This window comes from Sphingobacterium sp. NGMCC 1.201703 (assembly GCF_047784615.1).
Lineage (GTDB): Bacteria > Bacteroidota > Bacteroidia > Sphingobacteriales > Sphingobacteriaceae > Sphingobacterium.
Map to the genome: position 1 here is coordinate 575,563 of NZ_JBLOHD010000005.1, position 23,501 is coordinate 599,063.

General features: G+C 39.5%; 25 protein-coding genes. 2 read left to right on the forward strand and 23 right to left on the reverse strand.

What is annotated here, in order from left to right; translation table 11 throughout:
- Nucleotides 1-9: 9 nt before the first annotated feature.
- The 17 genes from ACK8HY_RS13335 to ACK8HY_RS13415 all read right to left on the reverse strand — a co-directional run bounded on the left by ACK8HY_RS13335 (nucleotide 10) and on the right by ACK8HY_RS13415 (nucleotide 15,210).
- On the reverse strand, nucleotides 10-519 hold the full coding sequence (locus tag ACK8HY_RS13335; protein ID WP_077437308.1) for a NuoI/complex I 23 kDa subunit family protein: 510 nt from the start codon (nucleotides 517-519) through the stop codon (nucleotides 10-12).
- A 12-nt stretch (nucleotides 520-531) separates the two neighbouring features.
- Nucleotides 532-1,575 (reverse strand): NADH-quinone oxidoreductase subunit NuoH, encoded by a 1,044-nt coding sequence (nuoH, locus tag ACK8HY_RS13340; RefSeq protein ID WP_416133871.1) that lies wholly within the window; start codon nucleotides 1,573-1,575, stop codon nucleotides 532-534.
- Between the two features lie 9 nt (nucleotides 1,576-1,584).
- Nucleotides 1,585-2,604, reverse strand: a complete 1,020-nt coding sequence (locus ACK8HY_RS13345) for a 2Fe-2S iron-sulfur cluster-binding protein (protein WP_416133872.1) — start codon at nucleotides 2,602-2,604, stop codon at nucleotides 1,585-1,587.
- Between the two features lie 30 nt (nucleotides 2,605-2,634).
- Complete coding sequence (nuoF, locus tag ACK8HY_RS13350; protein WP_416133873.1) at nucleotides 2,635-3,990, reverse strand: NADH-quinone oxidoreductase subunit NuoF; 1,356 nt, start codon at nucleotides 3,988-3,990, stop codon at nucleotides 2,635-2,637.
- Between the two features lies 1 nt (nucleotide 3,991).
- Nucleotides 3,992-4,513 carry an NADH-quinone oxidoreductase subunit NuoE gene (gene nuoE / locus ACK8HY_RS13355; RefSeq protein WP_416133874.1) on the reverse strand — a complete coding sequence of 174 codons (522 nt, stop codon included), beginning with the start codon at nucleotides 4,511-4,513 and terminating at the stop codon, nucleotides 3,992-3,994.
- The gene (locus ACK8HY_RS13360) at nucleotides 4,506-5,741 is read right to left on the reverse strand and encodes an NADH-quinone oxidoreductase subunit D (protein ID WP_416133875.1); all 1,236 of its coding nucleotides are present in this window, start codon (nucleotides 5,739-5,741) and stop codon (nucleotides 4,506-4,508) included. Before ACK8HY_RS13360 ends, nuoE begins: the two co-directional genes overlap by 8 nt.
- 11 nt (nucleotides 5,742-5,752) lie before the next feature.
- Entirely contained in the window at nucleotides 5,753-6,247 is a 495-nt protein-coding gene (locus ACK8HY_RS13365; RefSeq protein WP_416133876.1) for an NADH-quinone oxidoreductase subunit C, read from the reverse strand.
- Nucleotides 6,248-6,250: 3 nt separating this feature from the next.
- Entirely contained in the window at nucleotides 6,251-6,802 is a 552-nt protein-coding gene (locus ACK8HY_RS13370; protein WP_077437314.1) for an NADH-quinone oxidoreductase subunit B, read from the reverse strand.
- A 64-nt stretch (nucleotides 6,803-6,866) separates the two neighbouring features.
- Entirely contained in the window at nucleotides 6,867-7,241 is a 375-nt protein-coding gene (locus ACK8HY_RS13375; protein ID WP_077437315.1) for an NADH-quinone oxidoreductase subunit A, read from the reverse strand.
- 119 nt (nucleotides 7,242-7,360) lie between these two features.
- Nucleotides 7,361-9,169 (reverse strand): tetratricopeptide repeat protein, encoded by a 1,809-nt coding sequence (locus tag ACK8HY_RS13380; RefSeq protein WP_416133877.1) that lies wholly within the window; start codon nucleotides 9,167-9,169, stop codon nucleotides 7,361-7,363.
- A gap of 25 nt (nucleotides 9,170-9,194) precedes the next feature.
- Nucleotides 9,195-10,121: a PstS family phosphate ABC transporter substrate-binding protein gene (locus ACK8HY_RS13385; RefSeq protein ID WP_416133878.1), complete on the reverse strand. Its 927-nt coding sequence runs from the start codon at nucleotides 10,119-10,121 to the stop codon at nucleotides 9,195-9,197.
- 329 nt (nucleotides 10,122-10,450) lie between these two features.
- Complete coding sequence (locus ACK8HY_RS13390; RefSeq protein WP_416133879.1) at nucleotides 10,451-11,341, reverse strand: energy transducer TonB; 891 nt, start codon at nucleotides 11,339-11,341, stop codon at nucleotides 10,451-10,453.
- A 33-nt stretch (nucleotides 11,342-11,374) separates the two neighbouring features.
- Entirely contained in the window at nucleotides 11,375-11,932 is a 558-nt protein-coding gene (locus tag ACK8HY_RS13395; protein WP_077437320.1) for an ExbD/TolR family protein, read from the reverse strand.
- Between the two features lie 24 nt (nucleotides 11,933-11,956).
- Nucleotides 11,957-12,619 carry an ExbD/TolR family protein gene (locus ACK8HY_RS13400; protein WP_077437321.1) on the reverse strand — a complete coding sequence of 221 codons (663 nt, stop codon included), beginning with the start codon at nucleotides 12,617-12,619 and terminating at the stop codon, nucleotides 11,957-11,959.
- Nucleotides 12,620-12,720: 101 nt separating this feature from the next.
- On the reverse strand, nucleotides 12,721-13,545 hold the full coding sequence (locus ACK8HY_RS13405; protein ID WP_077437322.1) for a MotA/TolQ/ExbB proton channel family protein: 825 nt from the start codon (nucleotides 13,543-13,545) through the stop codon (nucleotides 12,721-12,723).
- Nucleotides 13,546-13,976: 431 nt separating this feature from the next.
- Nucleotides 13,977-14,327 carry a translation initiation factor gene (locus tag ACK8HY_RS13410; protein ID WP_416133880.1) on the reverse strand — a complete coding sequence of 117 codons (351 nt, stop codon included), beginning with the start codon at nucleotides 14,325-14,327 and terminating at the stop codon, nucleotides 13,977-13,979.
- Between the two features lie 4 nt (nucleotides 14,328-14,331).
- Nucleotides 14,332-15,210, reverse strand: coding sequence for a diacylglycerol/lipid kinase family protein (locus ACK8HY_RS13415; protein WP_077437324.1), 879 nt, complete (start codon nucleotides 15,208-15,210; stop codon nucleotides 14,332-14,334).
- Between the two features lie 308 nt (nucleotides 15,211-15,518).
- On the opposite strand from ACK8HY_RS13415, the gene metK reads away from it, so the two are divergent.
- On the forward strand, nucleotides 15,519-16,772 hold the full coding sequence (metK, locus tag ACK8HY_RS13420; RefSeq protein WP_077437326.1) for a methionine adenosyltransferase: 1,254 nt from the start codon (nucleotides 15,519-15,521) through the stop codon (nucleotides 16,770-16,772).
- Between the two features lie 84 nt (nucleotides 16,773-16,856).
- The gene (locus tag ACK8HY_RS13425; RefSeq protein WP_416133881.1) at nucleotides 16,857-17,261 is read left to right on the forward strand and encodes a Dabb family protein; all 405 of its coding nucleotides are present in this window, start codon (nucleotides 16,857-16,859) and stop codon (nucleotides 17,259-17,261) included.
- Here ACK8HY_RS13425 and ACK8HY_RS13430 read toward each other — a convergent pair.
- Genes ACK8HY_RS13430 through ACK8HY_RS13455 form a run of 6 tightly spaced genes read right to left on the reverse strand, consistent with a single transcriptional unit; the run spans nucleotide 17,254 to nucleotide 23,496 of the window.
- Complete coding sequence (locus tag ACK8HY_RS13430) at nucleotides 17,254-18,582, reverse strand: DUF58 domain-containing protein (protein ID WP_416133882.1); 1,329 nt, start codon at nucleotides 18,580-18,582, stop codon at nucleotides 17,254-17,256. The two genes, ACK8HY_RS13425 and ACK8HY_RS13430, sit on opposite strands and share 8 nt — an antisense overlap.
- Complete coding sequence (locus tag ACK8HY_RS13435) at nucleotides 18,582-19,571, reverse strand: AAA family ATPase (RefSeq protein ID WP_077437328.1); 990 nt, start codon at nucleotides 19,569-19,571, stop codon at nucleotides 18,582-18,584. The genes ACK8HY_RS13430 and ACK8HY_RS13435 overlap by 1 nt, the downstream gene beginning before the upstream one ends.
- On the reverse strand, nucleotides 19,568-20,761 hold the full coding sequence (locus ACK8HY_RS13440) for a DUF4350 domain-containing protein (protein ID WP_416133883.1): 1,194 nt from the start codon (nucleotides 20,759-20,761) through the stop codon (nucleotides 19,568-19,570). Before ACK8HY_RS13440 ends, ACK8HY_RS13435 begins: the two co-directional genes overlap by 4 nt.
- Nucleotides 20,758-21,639, reverse strand: a complete 882-nt coding sequence (locus tag ACK8HY_RS13445) for a DUF4129 domain-containing protein (RefSeq protein WP_416133884.1) — start codon at nucleotides 21,637-21,639, stop codon at nucleotides 20,758-20,760. The genes ACK8HY_RS13440 and ACK8HY_RS13445 overlap by 4 nt, the downstream gene beginning before the upstream one ends.
- Nucleotides 21,632-22,543: an ABC transporter permease gene (locus ACK8HY_RS13450; protein ID WP_416133885.1), complete on the reverse strand. Its 912-nt coding sequence runs from the start codon at nucleotides 22,541-22,543 to the stop codon at nucleotides 21,632-21,634. The genes ACK8HY_RS13445 and ACK8HY_RS13450 overlap by 8 nt, the downstream gene beginning before the upstream one ends.
- Complete coding sequence (locus tag ACK8HY_RS13455) at nucleotides 22,534-23,496, reverse strand: stage II sporulation protein M (protein ID WP_416133886.1); 963 nt, start codon at nucleotides 23,494-23,496, stop codon at nucleotides 22,534-22,536. The genes ACK8HY_RS13450 and ACK8HY_RS13455 overlap by 10 nt, the downstream gene beginning before the upstream one ends.
- Nucleotides 23,497-23,501 lie beyond the last annotated feature (5 nt).

Below are 23,501 nucleotides of genomic sequence, written 5' to 3' on the forward strand. Positions count from 1 at the left end.
TTTCTTGAATTAGCTCTTTAATTTGGTAATATCAAAGGTTGGCTCGACCAGCTTATCCTTCCCATATATAAAATCCTTACGTAGGTAATCTGCCGTCACATGTGGACCATCCAAATAAATAGCTTCTTTTGGACAAGCTTCTTCACAAAGACCGCAGAAAATACAACGCAACATATTAATTTCATAAACTGATGCGTACTTTTCTTCGCGATAAAGGTGTTCTTCACCTTTTTTACGCTCAGCAGCAGTCATAGTAATGGCCTCCGCAGGACATGACAACGCACATAATCCACATGCGGTACAGCGCTCCCTCCCCTCCTCATCACGCTTCAACGAATGCTGGCCCCTAAAATTTTTGGAATAAGGTCTTATTTCTTCGGGATATTTAACAGTGGGGATTTTCTTAAAAAAATGCCTCAATGTAATCCGCAGCCCTCTGACTATTGCTGGAAAATAGATTCTTTCCGAAAAGGTCATTGGCTTTTGTTCGATTACTTTCTTACGATTGCTTAGTTGCATAAAAATCCTTTCTTATGATGAGAAATAAGTATCTTTTATCAATGTAAATACGCCTGTAAGTACAATATTGGCAATAGCCAATGGAATCAGCATCTTCCAGCCCAGATTCATCAATTGATCATAACGGAACCGTGGTAAAGTCCAGCGTACCCACATAAAGAAAAAGATAAATCCAAATATTTTAAGGAAAAACACGACGACACCAATAATGGTGATCCAGTTTGCGGACAGCCCTAGATCATTCATAAAAGGGAAATTATACCCTCCAAAATAAAGTGATGCCATCAATGCCGAAGACACAAACATATTAATGTATTCGGAGAACATATAGAGCCCCAATTTCATGGAAGAGTACTCTGTATGATAACCGCCGACCAATTCAGTTTCACATTCGGGTAGATCAAAAGGAACACGGTTACACTCCGCAAAGGCACAGACCATGAAAATAATAAATCCAAGTGGCTGTGCCCAGATGTTCCAATTGACGAAGCCAGACTGTTGCGCTACAATTTCTTTAAGCGAGAGACTTTGTGTCACCATCAATAATGCGATAATGGAAAGGCCCATCGCTATTTCATAGCTGATACTTTGTGATGCTGCACGAATTGCGCCCATCAGCGAAAATTTATTATTGGATGCCCATCCTCCCAACATGATGCCATATACTCCCAATGCGATCACACCAAACATGTACAATATACCGACATTGACATCTGCCACCTGTAGCGATACCACACGATCTGCAATCTGCAATTCCTGTCCCCAAGGGATAACTGCCGAACTGATACAGGCGGTAATGATCGCGATGGTCGGTCCAACAATAAAGAGTACCTTATGTGCGCCAGCCGGAATAATCTCCTCCTTAAAGAAGAACTTTCCACCATCACATAAAGGCTGCAGAATCCCGAATATACCAGCCCGATCCGGACCGTATCGATCTTGCATAAAACCTGCTATTTTACGCTCGGCAAGTGTCGAATACATCGCTATCACCAAGGTAATCACGAAGATCACAGACACCAATATTAATTTTTCTATAACAAAAGACCACTCCATGATGCGTGCTTATTTCAATTTTTCTGTTCTAGCCAACTGTTCGCGATTTTGTTGTTGAAGTATCGGATTCTCCTTCACGACTTTTGGCGGATTAAATAGTTCATAATGATTGGCCGAGATAACAGATTGCGAATCAATTTCTGTCGGTTCATCCAGGATCCAATCACTTGTTTTTTTCTGATCAAAGCGACAGGTATTACAGATAAATTCTTCTACCTCACCAAATTCATCTTTCCGTGCAGTCACACGGATAACTTCTTCCCCTTTATACCATAAAGTCACTTTGCCAGAACATGTCGGACAATCACGGTGCGCATCTATCGGCTTTGTAAACCAGACCCGGTTTTTGAAACGGAAAGTTTTGTCAGTCAAAGCCCCTACTGGACAGACATCAATCACATTCCCCGAAAAATCATTGTCGATTACATTTTCGATATAAGTAGATATTTCCGAATGATCCCCACGCCCCAAAATACCATGCACGCGTTGATCCGTCAATTGATTCGCCACATAAACACAACGGTAACATAAGATACAGCGGTTCATATGCAATTGGATTTTGTCCCCCAGATCGATTCGTTCAAAGGTACGGCGGTCAAACTCATAACGTGTATCGGCACTCCCATGTTCGTATCCTAGATCCTGTAGCTTACATTCTCCAGCCTGGTCGCATATCGGACAATCCAAAGGATGATTGATCAAAAGAATCTCAACGACGCCCTTTCTAGCCTCTACTACTTCAGGTGAAGTGATATTTTGTACTTCCATGCCATCCATAACAGTAGTCCGGCAGGATGCCACTAATTTTGGCATTGGTCGAGGATCTTTCTCAGAGCCCTTTGAGACCTTCACCAAACAAGTACGACACTTTCCGCCACTCCCTTCCAGTTTTGAGTAATAGCACATTGCCGGCGGAACGATGTCGCCACCAATTTGCCGTGCTGCATTCAATATGGTTGTCCCCGGTGATACCTCCACTGGTATACCGTCGATTGTGACTTTAAACTTTACATCTTCCGCTTCTGCCATGATATTTATAATTTATCGTTACAGCTTTTATTATGATACAATTGGTTGTAAAGGATCCGCATAATGCGCTAATCCATAATTTCTTGTTTGTGACTCCTCTGGATGTAGTATATGCCATTCAAACTCATCTCTAAAGTGCCTGATTGCTGCAGCAACAGGCCAAGCAGCCGCATCGCCCAATGGACATATCGTATTACCCTCAATCTTGCGTTGTACATCCCAAAGCAAGTCAATATCGGACATAGATCCATGTCCACTTTCAATCTTATGTAACACTTTTTCCATCCAGCCAGTTCCCTCACGACAAGGCGAACATTGTCCACAGCTCTCATGATGATAGAAACGGGCGAAATTCCAGGTATTGCGAACCACACATTGATCTTCATCAAATACAATAAAGCCTCCCGAGCCAAGCATGGTACCTGTTTGAAAACCACCATCCGATAAAGACTCATAGGTCATTAAACGGCTATTTCCAGCAGCTGTTTTCAGAATAAGGTTTGCTGGCAAAATTGGCACTGACGAACCTCCTGCCACAACAGCCTTCATCCGTTTTCCATTAGCTATGCCACCACAGTATTCATCCGAATAGATAAATTCCTCTACTGGTAGCCCCAGTTCGATTTCATACACCCCAGGTTTGACGATATTACCACTGGCCGAAATCAATTTCGTTCCCGTACTACGTTCGACACCGATTTTTGCATACTCTTCCCCGCCCAGATTAATAATAGGAACGGTTGCAGCAATAGACTCTACATTATTTACGACTGTAGGGCAGTTATATAATCCCGCAATGGCAGGAAAAGGAGGCTTGATCCGTGGATTGCCACGCTTACCTTCCAAAGATTCCAGTAATGCGGTCTCCTCGCCACAGATATAGGCACCGCCTCCTGGCTGTACATAGATTTCTAAATCATAACCTGACCCTAATATATTCTTACCTAAAAATCCTTTCGCTTTTGCTTCAGCAATCGCACGCTCCAGAATTCTGATCTGTGGCATCATCTCACCACGCACATAGATATAGGATGTATTTGCGCCAAGTGCAAAACTGGACACAATCATACCTTCGATCAATGCATGCGGAATATGAGTCATCAAGTAACGGTCCTTGAATGTACCGGGCTCAGACTCATCCGCATTACAGACCAAATAACGTGGGACTCCCTCCGGCTTGGCCAAAAAGGACCATTTCATTCCTGTAGGGAAGCCAGCGCCACCTCTTCCACGTAAGCCGGATTTTTTCACCTCCTCGACCACATCCTCTGGAGACATGTTTTTTATTACTTTTTCAACAGCTACATAGCCTCCTTTTTGACGATAAACCTCAAAGGTATTGATGCCTGGGACATCGATATGTGTCAACAAAAGTTTACGTGCCATATTATTCTGTTTTAGCTTTTAAATGATCAATCAATTCGTCCACCTTAGCTTCATTCAAGTTCTCATAGAAGGTGTATTCAGGTCCGATCTGAAGGACCGGGCCAAATCCACAGGCAGCCAGACATTCAACACCTCGCCAGGAGAAGAGCCCATCTTGCGTAATTTCCCCCTCCTTTACACCCAGTTTCTGTTCCAAATGTCCCATGATTCGCTCGGCCCCAACTAGACAACAAGGACCGGTGCGACAAATTTCCAAGACATATTTTCCTTTAGGTTCCAGCAAAAACATCGTATAGAAGGTTGCGACCTCATAGACTTCAATGGGTAAAATATGGAGATAAACAGCTACCTGATCCATTGCATCCGCACTGACCCAGCCAAACTCCGCCTGAACCAAATGCAAAATGGGCAATAGCCCTGATTTCTGCTTCCCCTCGGGATAACGGCTTACTACTTCCCCAAACTTGGCCAGCAATTCGGGAGAAAACGTTACATTTTCATTATGTTGTTTTACACTAAGCATCTAATTCTCCTGCTATAACGTTAAGACTACTCATGTTAATAATTGCGTCTGAAATCAACATCCCAGCACTCATTGGCGCAAACATCTGATAATTGACAAACGAGGGACGCCTAAAATGGAGACGATAAGGCGAACGACCACCATCATGGATTAAGTAAAAACCAAGCTCACCATTTGCGCCTTCCACGGCATGATACACTTCAGCTTTAGGCGTATCCACTTCACCCATGACGATTTTAAAGTGATATATCAGCGCCTCCATATTAGTATAGACCTGCTCCTTTGGTGGCAAATAGAAATCTGGGACTTCGGCATGAAATACCCCTTTAGGTTCCTTCTCAATTTTTTCCAATGCCTGCTCAATAATGCGAAGGGACTGCCACATTTCCTCATTCCTGACCATAAACCGATCATATACATCGCCTGTTGTACCGACAGGCACTTCAAAGTCAAACTCCTCATAGGAGCAATATGGATTTTGTACCCGAACGTCATAATCTACACCAGTAGCTCTTAAAATAGGGCCAGACCAACTATAATCCAACGCCTCCTCCGGGGTAACGGCAGCAACGCCCGAAGTTCGTTCTATAAAAATCCGGTTACGCACAAACATCTCTTCAAACTCTTTCAATACGGGCGGATAACGTTTCAAAAATTCACGGATTTTCTCAAAAGCAACAGCATTAAAGTCTCGCTCAAATCCACCGATACGCCCAATATTTGTTGTCAGGCGCGCACCGCAGATCTCTTCGAAAATCTCATAGATAAACTCCCGTTCCTGCATCACGTACAAGAACCCTGAAAATGCACCTGTATCAACGCCTAGGATTCCATTACAAATGATATGATCTGCTATACGCGCAAGCTCCATCACAATAACCCGCATATATTGTACGCGCTTGGGAATTTCGATTTTTAATAATTTCTCCACGGTCATGTGCCAGCCCATGTTATTGATGGGCGCAGAACAATAATTTAGACGATCAGTCAGTGGAGTGATCTGATAAAAAGGCCTGTGTTCAGCAATTTTCTCAAAAGCACGATGGATATAGCCAATGGTCGAAACACCGCTGACGATACGCTCCCCATCGATCTGTACAACGTTTTGGAATACACCATGTGTAGCGGGATGTGTGGGGCCAATATTCAGGGTGATCAACTCATCCTGTGGGTCATTATCATCGAAAACAGGTTGATTAGATGTCATCTTGCTTATAAACTCGCTCATATCATATAAAATTAACGGCCGAAATACAAATCTTTCTTATCTACTCGGTTTGGGTCTTCCAAGGGATATTCCTTTCGCATCGGAAACACATCCATATCATCAACATTCAGGATTCTTCTCAAATCCGGATGTCCTAAAAAGTTTACCCCAAAAAAATCATAGGTCTCACGCTCCATCCAATTTGCCCCTTTCCAAACAACTGTAGCCGTTGGTATTTCCGGGTTTGGCCCATCCAAAAACACCTTTACGCGTATACGGATATTGTGGACCAGACTATGGATATGGTATATAATAGCAAATTCTTTCTCAAGATGAGGATAATGCGCAGCAGTAATATCCGTTAAATGAATAAACTGTAACTCATTACTGTCCTTCAGAAAGCGTAATATATCGATGACATCTTCTACATCCACAAGGACCGTCAAGAGATGATGTGCATCGGGAATTTCTACGATCTTATCAGGAAAATTTTCCTGGAGTTTCTCCAATAAAAAACTATTCTCCATCTCCTATTTATTAGTATGTATACCGTATTTCTCCAAAAGCGCTTTATATTCAGGTGTATTTCGTCTATTTAACGACTCGTTTTTGACAATGTCCTGCAAACGCAAAACACCATCTAGAATCGCCTCGGGACGCGGAGGGCAGCCCGGAACATACACATCCACCGGAATCACTTCATCAATACCCTGCAAAACAGAATAGGTATCGAAGATCCCCCCACTAGAAGCACAGGCACCGACCGCAATCACCCAACGCGGCTCTGCCATTTGCACATAGACCTGCCTCAGGACAGGAGCCATCTTCTTTGCTATGGTCCCCATGACCAGCAACATATCCGCCTGCCGCGGAGAAAAGCTTGGTCGCTCGGCGCCGAATCTAGCCAGGTCGTAGGTAGAACCCATCGTAGCCATAAATTCAATACCACAACAGGATGTCGCAAAAGGCAAGGGCCACAACGAATTTGCGCGCGCCAGCCCTATAGCTTTATCCAAGCTAGTCGCAAAGAATCCTGCGCCTTCTACTCCCGGAGGAGCTTCTGCCAATTTTATATCACTCATGATGAAAAGACGATTTATAAGGTTTAAGTACAATTGGCCATTACAGCCAATGTTAAAGGACTACTTAGTCCCAGTTTAATGCTTTTTTCTTAATGACATAGATAAAGCCCAACAAGAGCATCCCCATGAAAATAAACATCTCGATCAAGCCTTGAAAGCCCATTTCTCTGAAGTTGACAGCCCATGGATACATAAAAATAACCTCAACATCAAAAATGACAAACAAGATCGCTACCAGAAAATATTTAATCGAAAAAGGCTGCCGCGCATTTCCAACCACCTCTATTCCAGATTCAAATGCTCCAAGTTTATTTTCTGTCCTAACTTTAGGACCTATAAGGTGGGTAATAATTATGGTACCTACTCCGAATCCTACAGCTACAATTAGCTGTATGAATATAGGTAAATAGTCTATCGGCATACTATTGGCGTGCTCCATCTCAATCAGAATTTATATTGGTAACTGTCTCTAAATATAGAAATTCCAAGACTAAATTCAAAACAAAAAAGGCGCAGATCATACGATCTGCGCCTAATTTAGAATGATTTTAGTTAAGCTTACTTAATAGCGTCCAAATACGCTTTTGCGCCTTCGTTTGCTGGATCTATCTCAAGCACTTTTTGTAAATTTTGCTTTGCTTTCACCATATCTTGTTTCATATAATGGAAAAGACCAATATAAGTATAAGCATCCACTAAATAAGTCTTATTCTTTTCTTGACTACCACGCTGGTTGATTGTATCAATTAATTTTTGGAACATTGGCACAAAATCACCTTTTGGATTTTCCAAATTATCCGCAGTTAATGCAGAGAAAGCCTTATAATAAAGCGCATTGACCAAATACTTATCTTGTGCCTCTTTATTATCTGTGTTTTCAATAACAGTCAAGAAACCGATCGCCTTATTCAGCGTTGCAATTGCTTTATCTTTTTGCGCTTGATTAACGATAGCACCTTCTGCATTTTTACTAGCAGCTTCCTCTTTAGATCCGATTTGGAAATAAGCCTCACCTGCATAATAGTTTGCATCATATAAGTAAGTTGGATTGTCCTTATATTGACCAACTAACTCAAATAAAGAGGCTGCAGTCTGCAATTCTTGTTCTTGATATTTAGCAAATGCCAATTCAGCAACCTCACCTAACAATTCCTTATCACCATCAATTGCTTTTTTAATATCTGCAATTCCTTTTTGGATATTAGCTGTATTTTCAGGAGTCAAAACAGGAGCAGCAACAGTGGCAGTGCTATCCGCGCCTGCAGCTGGAGCAGCAGGTTTCGGACTATTAGCAGCAATTTGTGCCATTCCCAAGTACATGTAATCCAAAGGAATCACACGGTCCTTTTCCATTTTGCTGAACATTTGGTTCAAATATTCCAATGCTTTCGGATAATCTTTTGTTTTTTGGAAAGCAATATATCCTAAATAACGATAGATTTTTGGATCTACCGAAGGATTTTTAGCTAATTCTTCTGAAACAGTCTGTAATTCATCATATTGACGAGAATAAACCAAGAAGTCGGCATAGCGAATTTTTGCCTCCAACGAAGTATCTCCTGCTGTTTCTAGGTATTTCTTGTATTGCGCAACACCTTTTTTATTCAACTCTACATATTTCTCGTCACTAGTTCCAGGCATTCTTGACCATTGGTAGTATGTCTCCGCCAACTCACGATAAGTAGGTGCATATGCTGGAGTCTCGGCTGCTATCGCCTCCAATTGGGTTACAGCTTCGTCATAAGCTTGTGCTCCACGAACGATAATAGCTTGGCCAACTTTCGCCTTAACGGAATTTGCATCAATATCCATCGCGTCACCATAGCTGGTATAAGCCAATGAACCTTCTCTCAAACCACGGTAAGCATCGCCCAATGCCAAAGGAATAGCAATATCTTTGGTATTTTTTGCTTTTGCTTGAGTTAAATATTCTAGAGCTTTTGCGTAATCTGGCTCCGGTGTGTTAATATATGCACGACCGATTTCCAATAATGGCTCGTAATCCTTTTTACCTAATTTTGCAGTCGCCAAAGCAAACTTGGATTCAGCACTAGCTTTATCCTTCTTCAATAAGTCAACATAACCCAAACCTACATTGTTAATTGTCGCTTTTGGATCATTAGTCAAACCTTGGTTAAAAATCGCAGCGGCAGAATCAGCTCTGTCGTTTACCAAATAAACTTGACCCAAATAGAAATAATTATCTCCATTCTTAGGCTGCTTAGTCACTAACTGTTGAAGAATAGTTTTCGCCTTACCATAGTTTTCAGCCTCGATGGCTGCTCTAGCATCTTTCAAACTTTGCGCACTTACTGTGCCCACAGATCCAGCCAATAAAAGACTAAATAATAATTTACTGTTTGTCATAATCTATTTTTGTACTATTTATTATCTATTTAATATAACTCTCATCTCTAATAATGATCTCCCGTCCCGGCATGGTTGCAGGCACCAAACCTGCTTTTAGCACGATGCGCTGTCCGCGATCTCCCGTCAAAAATGCGCTAAACCCTAGCCCCAATCCCATATTAGGTTGGTAATTCATGATGTAAACCGGTCTTATGAACGGATACAATCCGTCGGCTATAGTTGACTGTGATGGCTTATAAAAATGTGCCTTGTCCGCCTCCTCACTAACATTTTCGATGCTCAATGTACGAATTTTATCCAATAATTGCGAATTTTTTTCAACTGCCTTCAAGTACCAGTTATAACCGATAACCCCCACGACATTAGTATTTTCGCTGATGTACTTTATCACTTCCTCGTTATCTTTCATCGCTGAAATAGCCTTCGGATCAATTTTTTGCAATTTGTAATAGTCCTTTAAAAAACGTAAAGTGCTTGAATTTGCATTGTCAAAAATCAGACGCTGGCCAGCTAAATTACCTTCCAACAAAGACTTAACGCTCTTTTGGGACATTATAGTATCGGCACTGTTACGATTATTAATTAATACCACAGCGTCAGAAGCCATTTGGAATATTTTAGGTTGGATACCGCGCTTCTTAAAATATTCATCCTCTTGGCTATTTAATTTTCTAGTCAAGACAACCACATAAGCTGAGTCTGACAATAAAGCATTAACAGCTTTGATCTCCGGTCTCGCCATGATTTCAAGACTGGAGTTCGGATATGAGCTTTCAAAAACATCAGCAGACTCTTTGATGATCGGCAGCAACGTCTGATCAACCAAGACCGGCAATTTGCCGGTAAGAATATCTTCACTCCCTTTATTGCTCTTTGCTCCATCTTTGCAGGAAACCAATGCTCCGATACAAAAACCTAGCATCACAAGAATTACACTATATTTTCTCATACGATACATCATATAATAAGACAACTAAAATAAAAGAATAGTTTAATTTTTGAAGAGAGTTGTTTGAAATTTAAAAAGCTACTGGCGGTTAATTAAAATTGTTTTGCCAAAGCCTAACAAATCGCATAAAAGAATAAAGAATCAACACAACGCCGAAAACTGTTTTGTAAGTTGGATTAATCTCTATAGGAAAATTATCCCAAAAAATAATTAGGAGGCCCAAAACAAAATAAAAACCAAACATAAATAGTCCTAAAATGGACAGAAATCGCTTTAAAGGCGATTTCTGTCTATAATTAGAATTATTATTCGAATTAAAATCTGTCATTCTATTGTGTCTGAAGATTCAAACGAATTGGTAAGGTGTAAGCTACACGAACTGGACGACCATTTTGAATACCTGGTTTCCATTTCTTCGCTTTCTTCAACAACTTAACAGCTGCATCTCCTGTACCGTATTTCAAATCACGTTTTACACTGATATCTGTCAAACTACCGTCTCTCTCCACAACGAAGGAAACTTCCACAACACCATTAACACCACTTTCCTGTGCCGCTTGCGGATAATCATAGTTAGAAGACACCCACTTCATAAAAGCTGGCATCCCGCCAATTGGCTCAGGATTAACCTCTACTGCTGTAAAGATTTTATCTCCATTTGGATCACCGTTTGGATCACCTTTTGAAACACCAGTGATTCCACCATCTTGTTTCTTAGAACCGAACTCACCACGTGCTACTGAAGTCCCTGTTGGGCTACCCTTCAAAGTGATACGTGCTGGAGTTTTATTTGGATCTTTCAACTCCTCCTGAGAAGCAACTTCCTCCACAACTTTATTCGCGGGAGCTACTTTAGGCTCAGGAAAACGAATCAAATCCTCTTTCGGCACGTCCATTGCCACTTGCTGAGGTTTTTCTTCCGGTTCTTGTGGAAGTGGCTCCTCTTCTGGCGGCTCAGGTGGCTTGATCTCTTCAAGGTCTTCCAAAGTAACCTCAGTTACCGCTGGAGGTGCTTCAACAGCTTTCTTCGGAAAAATTTTATCTCCGAAAAGACGAAGAAGACTTGCAAGAACTACCACGCCGATAACGACGAGCAATCCTCTATTAGTCGCTTTAGGGGCAAGTTTACGTAGCTCGTAAGCTCCATACTCCTTGTTTCGTCCCTGAAAAACGACCTCAAGCCATTCTTTCTTAAAAATATCTAATTTTGACCCTATCATATTTTTATACTTTATCGTGCTACCTAATAATGATTAATCATTGTAGATATTGTCACGTTTTAAAACCTCCACTTCTTCTGGACTGATCTTAGCAATCATGTAACGCTTGATATCAACGATTTTCATTTCGTCAAGAATATCAACTAAGTTACGTTGCGTGCTCTTATCACTCGGTCTAATGATAACGATCAAGTCTTTACCGCCAGCAACGCGTGGTACATAGGCTTTTTTCTCCATCAATACCTTGCGAATGCCATCAGCTCCGTAACCAACAGTTGTTGGTCCTTCGATAGGATTTTTTACTTGTCCGTAAATCACAGAGACTTTGTTATCAGATCCCAATAAAACTGTTAATGAACGGTTGTCAGCTGTCAACAAATCGGGCTGAGGCTCATCCTTAACTTTATTTTTATCTGGCATCGCCACGTCCATCGCTTGTGGTTTATTTAAAGATGTGGTCAACATGAAAAAGGTAATCAATAGGAAGGCCAAATCCACCATGGCTGTAAGGTCGACCTTACCACCATTTTTCTTGGACCGAACTTTCCCGCCTTTGCCCTTTTTACCACTATCCTGATTTAATTCTGCCATTTTTTGTTCTTATTAAATCGTCAATTATTTTTCCTCAGCACGCATGCCAGTGATGAAACTAAATTTGTTTTGCTTTTGATTACGCAATGTTTCAATCACCTGGTTTACAGAAGGATATTTCTCATTCGCATCAGCTTTGATAGCAATTTTCAAAGGCCCTGGGTGAACAAAGTTCTTATCCGCAGACTCCTTTTCTTTATTTACTTCTTCAGCAGCTAAACGTGTGTTTTGTACCCAGTAATACAACTCGTTAGAAGTATTCTCTGTACTGTCAATTGGAATACCAGTCTGTACACCTTTTTCAGTGCGCTTGCTGCCATCCAGAGCCAATAACCCTTTCAACTTAGACATTGGTACACCGAAATTTTCCATCAGTTTGAAATGATCATAGTCCTCTTGCGAAAAGCCGATGCCATATTTTGCAGACATTCTTTCTAAAGCTTTTACACGAACTTGTTGATCTGTCGTTCCGAAGAAAACTTTTCCACCATCACCGATCGTAATCATACCCACATTAGAGTCAGGTAATTTATCTTTCGTAGTTGATGCTGGGGTATCCACCGTCAATGCTTCCGGTTGGCGCGCTGTCGCCGTTAATACGAAGAACGTAAGCAGCAAGAACGATACGTCACACATCGCTGTCATGTCGATTGACGTACTGGCTCTTTTTACTTTTGCTTTACCCATTTTAAATTCTTCTTTTTAAATTAAAAACTCAATCTTCTATCCTATGATGCTTTACATTTTTGATTTCCATAAAATAAAATCAAAAATTTTCATCACAGTTCTTATTTGTGGTTTGCAGCGTATGTTTGTACGATTGAGAAACCAGCTTCGTCGATAGAGTAAGTTAATTTATCGATTTTTGCAGTAAAGATGTTATACAATACGATAGCGAATGTTGAAGTCGCGATACCTGTAGCTGTATTGATCAAGGCCTCAGAGATACCGTTCGCCAATTTAGCTGAATCTGGAGCGCCACCGGTTGCCAACGCCGAGAAAGCTTTGATCATACCTGTTACTGTACCTAATAGACCACATAATGTACCGATAGAAACTAATGTTGCGATTACGTTCAAGTTTTTCTCTAACATTGGCATTTCTAATGCTGTAGTTTCTTCGATTTCTTTTTGAATTGCGATAGTAGCTTTTTCAGTGTCAACATTCGTGTCAGCTGATACTGCTTTGTATTTCAATAAACCAGCTTTTACTACGTTTGCAACTGAACCTTTTTGTTTGTCACACTCAGCGATAGCTGAATCGATGTTTCCACCATTAATCAAAGATTGAATTTTTCTAACAAAGTTTCCTACATTTCCAGTACCAGAAGCTTTGTTGATAACGATTAAACGTTCTACTGAGAAAACCCAAACCATTAAGAATAAACCAAGCAAAACAGGTACGATAGCCCCAGCATGGTAAACCATTCCTAAGTAGTTACCTGGATTAGGAGCATTTTCAGGGTTGTTGTCAACGAAGTTAGTTGGATTACCCATCACAAATTTCCATACACAGAAACCCACGATGAAACAGATGATGATTGCAGCTTGAGCAAAGAAAGATCCTCCGTTGTTGCTCTCTTGTTTTGCAGCAGTTTTAGGTGCGTTTGCCATTTTTCTAATTTTTAGTTTTTTACTGTTGTTTAAATATATAATGTTGTTTAAATTATATGCACTCTTATTCGCTTTTGAAATCAATTTTGCAAAGCAAATTTAATATTTAATGTCAAATTTAAAATATTCATCTCAAATATATAAAAAAAATCAAATTTGTTTTTTCAAACTGAATACACCATTCTAGTGTCATTTTTCTCAGCAGTTCCCGTTATATAATCCTTATTACCATCAGCTAAATCGCTTAGTAGCAATAATTATTTTACAATGAAAACCATTTTTTTTTTGATATGCAAGAAAAACGAGGAATTTAAGCGACAAAAAGTAAGTGATTACTCATGTTTTTTACAGCCTCCCCGCCTCTATTACGGATCATATTTACCTAATAAACAATTCATTAGATTTAATACAATTCGTATAGATATAGTTGTTTAACCACCAACCAATTTCACGCGATACCCCTCTTTAAGTAACAACTCATAGATCTTTTGCTTAAATTCACCTTGGATCACAATTTCTCCATCTTTAACCGTTCCCCCTACACCACACTTTTGTTTTAATAATTTACCCAAGACTTCAAGATCTGCCGCTTGTCCCACAAAGCCAGTTACCAAAGTAACAACCTTTCCTTTCCGCATTTTGCGGTCGAGTTGTACTTTAAGATTCTGCCGATTCACGGGCAATGTCTCCATTTCCTGCAAAGAATCCGCAAGTTGATAGTTATAACTGTCATCTGTCGAATATACAACGCCTTCGTAGGACTGTTTCTTATTTTTATTCATGATTTTAACAAATAATTTTTATCGCTTTGGGCATGATGGAAATATTAAGCTTATCCCCTAGCTCAATAGGTTCGCCGTCTACATGCACCGGTGAACTTGAATCTACCTCAATTTCGATATGTTTTCCAGGTATAATTTCTACATAACTTGATTGGTCCGCAGATTTATTAAACAAATGAAAAATCATTTTAGGCAAGATATACAAGGGGAACTTATGTACAATGCAGACATCCAATATACCGTCATTGACTGAAGCTTGTGGCGCGATATAAGCATTATTTCCGTATTGCGGTGAATTGGCTACGCTGATCATAAAGGCCTGTCTTTCATACACCTGCCCATCTATCGTTAATTTATAATGTGCTGGCTGATATTTACTGAGTACATTAAAAACAGATTTCATATAACCCAGCGGTCCACGGATGTTTTCATTGGCAAAATTTTCACTTACAGAAGCATCGAAGCCCAGTCCCGCGATATTAAAAAAACGGCGGTCGTTAATGACACCACAATCCACTTCGATCGATTCAAAACGATTGATACGGCGAATAGCTGCAGCTTCATTCATTGGAATGCCTAAATAAAGTGCCAGACCATTACCTGAGCCCTCCGGAATAATCCCCAATGGTATCCCTGAACCAACCAAAGCAGAGCCCAACTCATTGATCGTCCCATCCCCCCCGACGGCGATTACCGCATCATACCCCTCCTGAATAGCTTGCAATCCGATTTCATAGGCATGGTTTGGTCTCGCTGTTTGCTGAAAAGTAGGATCAAATTTCTGCAAATCCAGCACATCCAATACCTGTTTTTTAAAGGAAGTTTTGCGTTTTCCTCCTGAAATAGGGTTAATGACAAACAATATTTGTTTACGTTCTGACATATCCAAAGATAGCGGAAATTACCAATTTCTTAAAATAATGTAATCTTTATGCCGTTTTAGCTTCGCTTTCTACGCTTTTTAAAATTAAAAGACAAATTTGATTTTAAATATCCCACAAAGTATCGTAGCTTTGTCGCAACAAAAAATAGAATGTGGACTGATTTGCGTGCTGTTGCATACACAAAGCAACGACAAGGAGATTGCAACCACAGTAAAAAAGTGCTAAAAACCCTTCGCTATCACGGCTCTTATCACTTTGCTGTAATTTCATTTCAAGCGCAAATCCAATATTAAAATTACGTAAAAGCATGGCTTATTTATTTACGTCAGAATCTGTTTCTGAAGGACATCCAGACAAAGTTGCGGATCAAATTTCAGATGCACTAATAGACAATTTCTTAGCATGGGATGAAGACTCTCGTGTTGCTATTGAGACTTTAGTAACGACTGGTCAGGTCGTTCTCGCAGGTGAGGTTAAATCAAACATATATTTAGATGTCCAGAAAATAGCCCGTTCTGTTATCCAAAAAATTGGCTATACCAAGTCCGAATATATGTTTGAAGCAAATTCCTGTGGTGTTTTATCTGCAATCCATGAGCAATCTGCTGATATTAATCAAGGTGTAGACCGCAAGACAAGACAAGAGCAAGGAGCTGGAGACCAAGGTATCATGTTTGGCTATGCTAATAATGAAACTGAAAACTTCATGCCTCTGGCATTAGATCTTTCTCATCGTCTTTTATATGAACTGGCAGAGTTGCGTAGAGAAAACAACGAAATAAAGTATCTACGACCGGATGCAAAATCACAGGTAACATTGGAATATGGTGATGATCATAAACCAAAAAGAATTGATACAATCGTAATTTCGACACAGCATGATGACTTCGACAGTGAGCCGGTCATGTTGGATAAAATCACACAGGATATAAAAACAATTTTAATTCCACGTGTTAAAGCACAATTGAAACCAGAACTTCAATTGTTATTTAATGATGAGATTAAATTCCATATTAATCCAACCGGAAAATTTGTTATTGGTGGTCCACATGGAGATACCGGGCTTACCGGCCGTAAGATCATCGTAGATACTTATGGAGGTAAGGGCGCACATGGTGGAGGGGCTTTCTCTGGGAAAGATCCATCGAAAGTGGATCGTTCCGCTGCTTATGCCACCCGTCATATTGCCAAAAACTTGGTTGCTGCGGGGGTGGCAGACGAGATCCTCGTTCAGATATCCTATGCAATTGGTGTCAAAGATCCTATGGGAATTTATGTAAATACCTATGGAACAAGCAAGGTCAACCTGACGGATGGCCAGATTGCTGATAAAATAGCGCAATTGTTTGATATGACCCCCTATGGTATTGAAACTCGTCTTGGTTTAAGAAACCCTATCTACTCTGAGACCGCTGCTTATGGTCACATGGGAAGAACACCGAGAAAAGTAACTAAAGAATTCGAAAGTTCTACTGGAGAAAAGAAACAAATCGAGGTGGAGTTATTCACTTGGGAAAAGTTAGATTACATCGAGAAGGTGAAAGAAGAATTTGGTCTGTAATGGACTCACCTACCAAAATAATGATGGGGATACAGCAAATGTATCCCTTTTTTTGTATCTTACTATCTCTAAACCGTATCATAAATGAAAAGACGCAATTTTTTACTTGCACCTATGGTGCTCGTCACCGCGCCCGCATGGGCAAATCCGGAGCAGTCAGATAATGACTTGCACCCCAACACAATTATACATGTTGTGAATTTTTGGCTGAAAGAAGATATCAGTGAAAAAGATAAAAAGGATTTTGTCGGATTTTTCGAAGAACTTAGAAAAATTGAAACAATCAAAACACTTAACTATGGTGTTCCTGCACCGACAAATAAGCGAGCAGTCGTCGATAATAGTTTTGACTATACATTGATTGTCACATTCAAAGATCTTAAAGATATTGGCATTTATGAAACACATCCAATTCATCTAAAAGCTATTGAAAAATACAAGCACTTTTGGACCAAAGTAATGGTTAAAGACACAACCATTATTAAATAAGTCCACGTGCCTTTATTTCTAGATACTTATTGATTGAATTTATTGTCAAATTTTCTGGTGCAGTGTAGATGGTCTGAAATCCGTTACGGATCAGCTCCTGCACAATAAGTTGCTTCTCGTAGATAAATTTCTCCGCAATAATTTGATTATAGATCTCAATAGTCTTTTTAGGCGAGCTTTTAGCCAAATCTTCAACTTCAACATTTTTGAAGACAATAACAACGATGATATGACTCCGGTTTAACATCGACAGATAACTCATCTGCCTTCTCAGGGAGTCCAGTGTTTCAAAATTTGTATAAAGAAAGATAAGCGAACGTTTATTGATATGTGCGTTCGCATAACTATAAAGTTTGCCATATTCAGGCTCGTCAAATTTTGTAGCCACCTGGTATAAGGCTTCCGATATTTTGAGCATCTGGTTATTTCTTTTTTCAGCTGGAATAAAAACATTCACATCTTTCGAAAAGGTCAATAATCCAGCACGATCCTGCTTTAATATTGTAGCGTTTGAAAGAACCAGGGAGGCATTGATTGCATAATCTAATAATGTCAGTCCTTCAAAAGGCATCCGCATTGCTCGTCCCAAATCAATAAATGAATAGACCGGTTGTGACTTTTCCTCCTCATACTGATTGACCATTAGCTTTTTGGATTTTGCTGTAGCCTTCCAATTCATACGACGATAATCATCGCCCTGGACATATTCCCGAACATGGTCAAACTCCATTGCAGAGCCAATACGACGGATCCGTTTTATACCCAATTCATTTAACCTATTGCTTGTTGCTAAGAGCTGATACTTTCTTAATTGAATATAAGAAGGATAACATGGAATTTCCTGAACCTGATTGGTCACAAATCTCCGTTTGAAAAATCCAAAACGCTGCACAAGTGCCATACATCGTCCAAACTGATATACCCCCCTTTGTGTTGGCCGCATCAAATAAGAAATCTCAGAACTTTGATGTGCAGATAAACGGGTAGAAAATTCATTGTTACGAATTTGAAGTTGTATCGGAAATTCCTCTAAGATTTCAATAATAGTAGGAAATGGATAGAAGGAATTGACGATTAACTTCATCGGATTTTCATCCCCATTGGATAACTTCTCAGGATATATCCTAGTGATTTCAATACGCCCTTTACCTGCAAACAATACAACGAAATCAAAAATCAGCACAGCCAACCACAACCAAAATACAATCCATGCAACACTAAACAATCCCTTAATAAAAAAAGAAACTGCAAAAAGTGTTGCTATCCCCAATAGAGAATAGAAAAACTGATTGGTTAGAAAAAGCTGCTTTAATTTCCTCATTATCTTGGAATTTCTACGGTATTAATGATTTGGTCAATAACATAAGAAGTTGTAAAACCCTCCATTTCCCGTTCAGGAGTCAGCATCACACGATGCCCCAAGACCGCGGATGCAACCCTCCTAATATCTTCAGGCGTTACAAAATCTCTTCCACTCAATGCTGCAGAAGCTTTGGCAGATTCCAATAAGGCAATAGAAGCCCGCGGTGACGCCCCTAAAGTTAAACTCGGGTTAGTACGCGTCTTTATAATCACCTGAGCAATATAGCTTAACAATTCTTCATGTACAAAAATTGATTTGATAAGCCGCTGAAATGAGAAAATTTCCTCCGCTGAAACCACACTGTTTACTTGATCCTCTTTATTCGATGCTTTCTGCGCATGATGCTCTTTCAAGATCTCCAGCTCCTGCTCAAGTTCCGGATAGTTCACATTGATCTTAAAAAGAAAACGGTCCAGCTGCGCTTCTGGCAATCGATAGGTTCCTTCGTGTTCGATTGGGTTCTGCGTAGCAAATACAATAAATGGCGTTGGCAAAATATAGGTATTTCCATCAACAGAAACTTGATGCTCAGCCATACTTTCAAATAGTGCAGCCTGTGTTTTTGCTGGAGCACGATTAATCTCGTCGATCAAAACAATATTAGCAAAAATAGGCCCTTTTCGAAATTCAAATTCATTGCTTTTTAGATCCAAAATCGATGATCCCGTCACATCGGAAGGCATCAAATCTGGGGTAAACTGAATTCGTTTAAAGTCGCTGCTAATTGTCTTGGCTATCAATTTTGCTGATAAAGTCTTTGCAACACCAGGTAAACCTTCTATTAGCGAATGTCCGGATGCTAAAATCGAAATCAGTAACAGATCAATTAATTGATCCTGTCCAACAATAACCTTTTTTACCTCCGACTTTACTTGAGCCATTTTATCATATAAAACCGATATATCGATTCGGTTTTCAAAAGATATATATTTATCGAAGTCACTCATATCATTTTTGCTTTATGTTTAAAATCTTCTATTGTTTCATTAACCTGTTTTAATCCGGCCACTTTATTTTGCTGTATCCCTTGCATTCGAATGATCAATCTGATCAGCTGCTGTGTTTCAGCCAAAGAGACACCCGATCTTTCTGCCAATTCTTCAGAAAAGCCTTCTTCTCTTAACGCTAAGGTGTCCATATGAAAACGGCTTCGTATATCGTGTAAGAAATAGTCTATTTTCTTATCAACCATATTACCTGGCGTCCCATTTTCGTAGTATAATGTTGCAATTGTCTCACAAAATTCTTTAGAAAGATTGGGTTCCGGTTTAGCAATTTCCACTGCACGTTGCTCCCTTTTACTTTTAAACACAAGCAAAAGAACAAGTCCCCCCAAAAGTACATACCACGCTTGTCTTAAACCTGCATTGGTCAACAAAACCCGTAATGGGGTACTGTACTGAGCCGTATTCGCCTTAAAATCATACCATGCAATCGGTTTGTCATTTAAATAAGATAATGATTTTGCGGCATAAGCATATTGAGAAGCTGAATTCAATAGATAATAATTTCCAAACAAGTCGGGTGTCAGGTGCAAATAAAGTTTGCCTTTGCCAATCTGCACCTCAACAAAATTAGGCAGCAAATAATCCTGATAAGTGATCCCTCCCAAAATGGTCACATTTTTGGGTAGCTTAATAAAAACAGTACTTAAATCTGATTTTGCATAATGAATTTTACTATTATCGTTAGTCAGCTTGACTCTTAAATGGTTTTTAATATCAACGCCCTTTTTATATCCGTAGAAATCAAACACCTTAATGTCCAAGGAGTCCAAAAGATAATGATCAATCGCCTCAGCGATAATCATTGCTTTTCCTCCTCGGGACACATAGTCAAGTAATTTATTTTCTGCGGCTTCGCCTAAGGAAAAATAGGAAGTATAAAATAAAAGGTTCTTATCCCTTCCTTTCATACTATCAAGATATTGATACAATGGACGCTTAATATCCTCATTATGCTGATCAATAATATGTTTTAATTCATTTCTGACCACATAAGCCCCAAAAGGGTTTTTATCTTTCGCATCGAAAGTCCGATCCCATATAATCGGTTTCTTGCTCGTCATGTCGATGATACCGATCAATAGCAGGACGATTCCCAATAATATCAATCCAAATTTTACTGACCCCTTCATTTAATTTGATTTTGATATTGATTAAACAGTTGTTCATACTGACTAAAATCTGAGGAATTTAATTCAAATTGCCCAAACCAGACATAATCAAATATCCGGGTACATTCCTCAAATCCCCCACGTAGCGCATTGTTCTGGATCTCATTAGCAAATTCAGCATTTGTTTTACTATGCTTCCACTGAATGTGGCCCGCTTGTGCCAGCTTTTGAATATTCAATAATTGCAGATAGCGAATACCCAAAGCATAATTTTTTTGTTCAATAGCATCCTTAATATATTTTCTGAGATCGCTGTTCATCAAATTTCGCTCTACATAAGCCAATGTATCTAAGGCATCTTCTTCTCTTTCATGCTTAATGAAATATTGATTTTTATTATACAGCACTTTATAGAGAATAAAAGCCAGTGCAATTAACGCTAAAAAAGCAAAGACATAACCAAATTCTTTGTTAAATTTATACGGATTATCGGGCATTATATCGCCCAACCATTCAGAAATACGGGATAAAATACGTTGCAATAGGCTTATTTTATCTTTAATATTCTCGGAATACACAAAATCGTCCTGTTCATAGCGCTTGATAATTTCTGGATAGGGATCCATCTTAAACGCTCTTTCATGACTATATCTGGGAATAGAATCAAATAATTGAGGATCCCAAAGCGTACTGTCACTATTATCAGCTTTTGCCACAGCTACGGAATCCATCGCTGCGGAGTCTAGGGCGATGCCCGCAGAATCCAACAGGGGAGCAATAGAATCAACAGCCACCGAGTCCACAGTATAAGTTTCGGATCGCTCAGTTTTTGGTTTCGGATCGCAGGCACCGAGCAATAGCATAAATACAAAAGAAACAACAATTATTATTCTATTCATCACTACCTCCAATCCGATCAATCATACCATAAATACGTTCACCAAATTTAAGATCCTTTGCCGTTTCATAAATTATACCATTGGCCAACACACCTGCCATATATAAGAAAAGAGTAAACAATGTAATAAACATCCCACCCAAAGTCATCAACAATTTGCCCCAGGATGAATCAAAAAAAGCTGCATCCAATCCTAAAAAATTATAAGATATAAGGGAAATAATTATTAAGGGAATTACAGAAATCATCATAACGGCCATTTGGAAGATAAAATTGACGATATAGGCTGCAACGCCATATTGGATCAGCTTTTTACTTAGCATAACATACGAATCAGTGAAACAGCCCCCCAGATCAGAATATCCCTCACGATAAAATAAGAATGAGCTAAATAACCAGATTCCCACAATTGACATCAATATACCAATCGCAAAACTCCCAATAAAAGGAATAAAAGCGGAGATGACCGCAACAATAGCGAGCGGTATAGAAACAACGATCAAGGCCAAAACCATCGCAAATAAGAACATAAAATACCGACCTATATTTGCTCTAAAATTTTGCAAGACCTCTTTGCCGGTAAATAATGTGTTTTTACGTTCTTTCAGAAGAATAAAATATTCAATAGAAATTCCATAGACATATAAGCCAAGTCCGATTAATGCCAGAATCAGTAACGAGGCCCAAGTAAACCCATCAATATCTTCGAATGAGCTACTGTTTGCAGAAAAGGTAACTTTTGTAGAGAGAAAATAATATACTAATGCTATGCCAGCTAACGGTAATGCAGACAGGCCAAATATTGTTGTCACAAAATGTTTATAGATCAACTTAAAAAGGTCTATAAAGTTCTGGACAAAATCGCCTATCTTTCGTTCTTTCTGAAATTCAAATTCTACTTCCATTGAAACCGTTTTGCTAATCGATAGGGGTTAATAACATAAAAGAATGAGATCGCGATCGACGATAAAAGTATGATGAATAAACTGAGCCATATCGAAATAGCATAGTATCTCGTTACAAAGCCCTCTAATGTACCCGCGACAATAAAAAATGGTATTGTACTAATCAGTACTTTCATGGCGATCTTTGCTGTCTGAACAAAAGAGGCCATCCGAGTATACGATTTGGGAAACAAAATGCTATTTCCGATCGCCAGTCCACAACCTCCTGCAACAATGATCACTGAGATCTCGATAGTTCCATGGATCCAGATCGCCGACATTGCCTTTCCCATCACGCCATATTGGAAAAACATTTGATGGAACGCCCCCAACATAATGCCATTGCTAAACAATATATAGCCAGTACCAATACTCAGAAACAATCCAAAAGCAAAAGCCATAAAAGCCACGCGAACATTATTGATCGTAATCCAGATCGCCGAGCCAAAACTACTTCCTTTTCCATAAACCGCAGCAGGATCCCCAGCTTTAATGCTCTCTATCGTCGAATCAACATAAAAATCGCCTAAAATTAATCGAATGAAATCCAAATCATACACCGCTGAAAGAAAACCTATCGCCGATGCGAACACAAAAATCAAAAGCGAATAAAGAAGTGGCCGACGGATTGACCAAATTGCCTGCGGAATCTCTTCGTTTATAAAAGATTTGAATCTATTGTTAGAGGCCTTGCGGTCTTTATAGATTTTCTGATGAGCTGTTACTGCTAGTTCATTTAAGTAACTGCGAACCTTACTATCGGGATAAAATGTCTGCGCGTAAGCCAAATCATTTGTCAACTCAATATAATTTGAAGCCAGCTCATCTGGATCAACCTGCATATTAGTTGACAAATTATTTTCAATTGACGTCCATTTTTCTTTATTTCGTTCTACAAATGATGCTTCTCTCATTAATT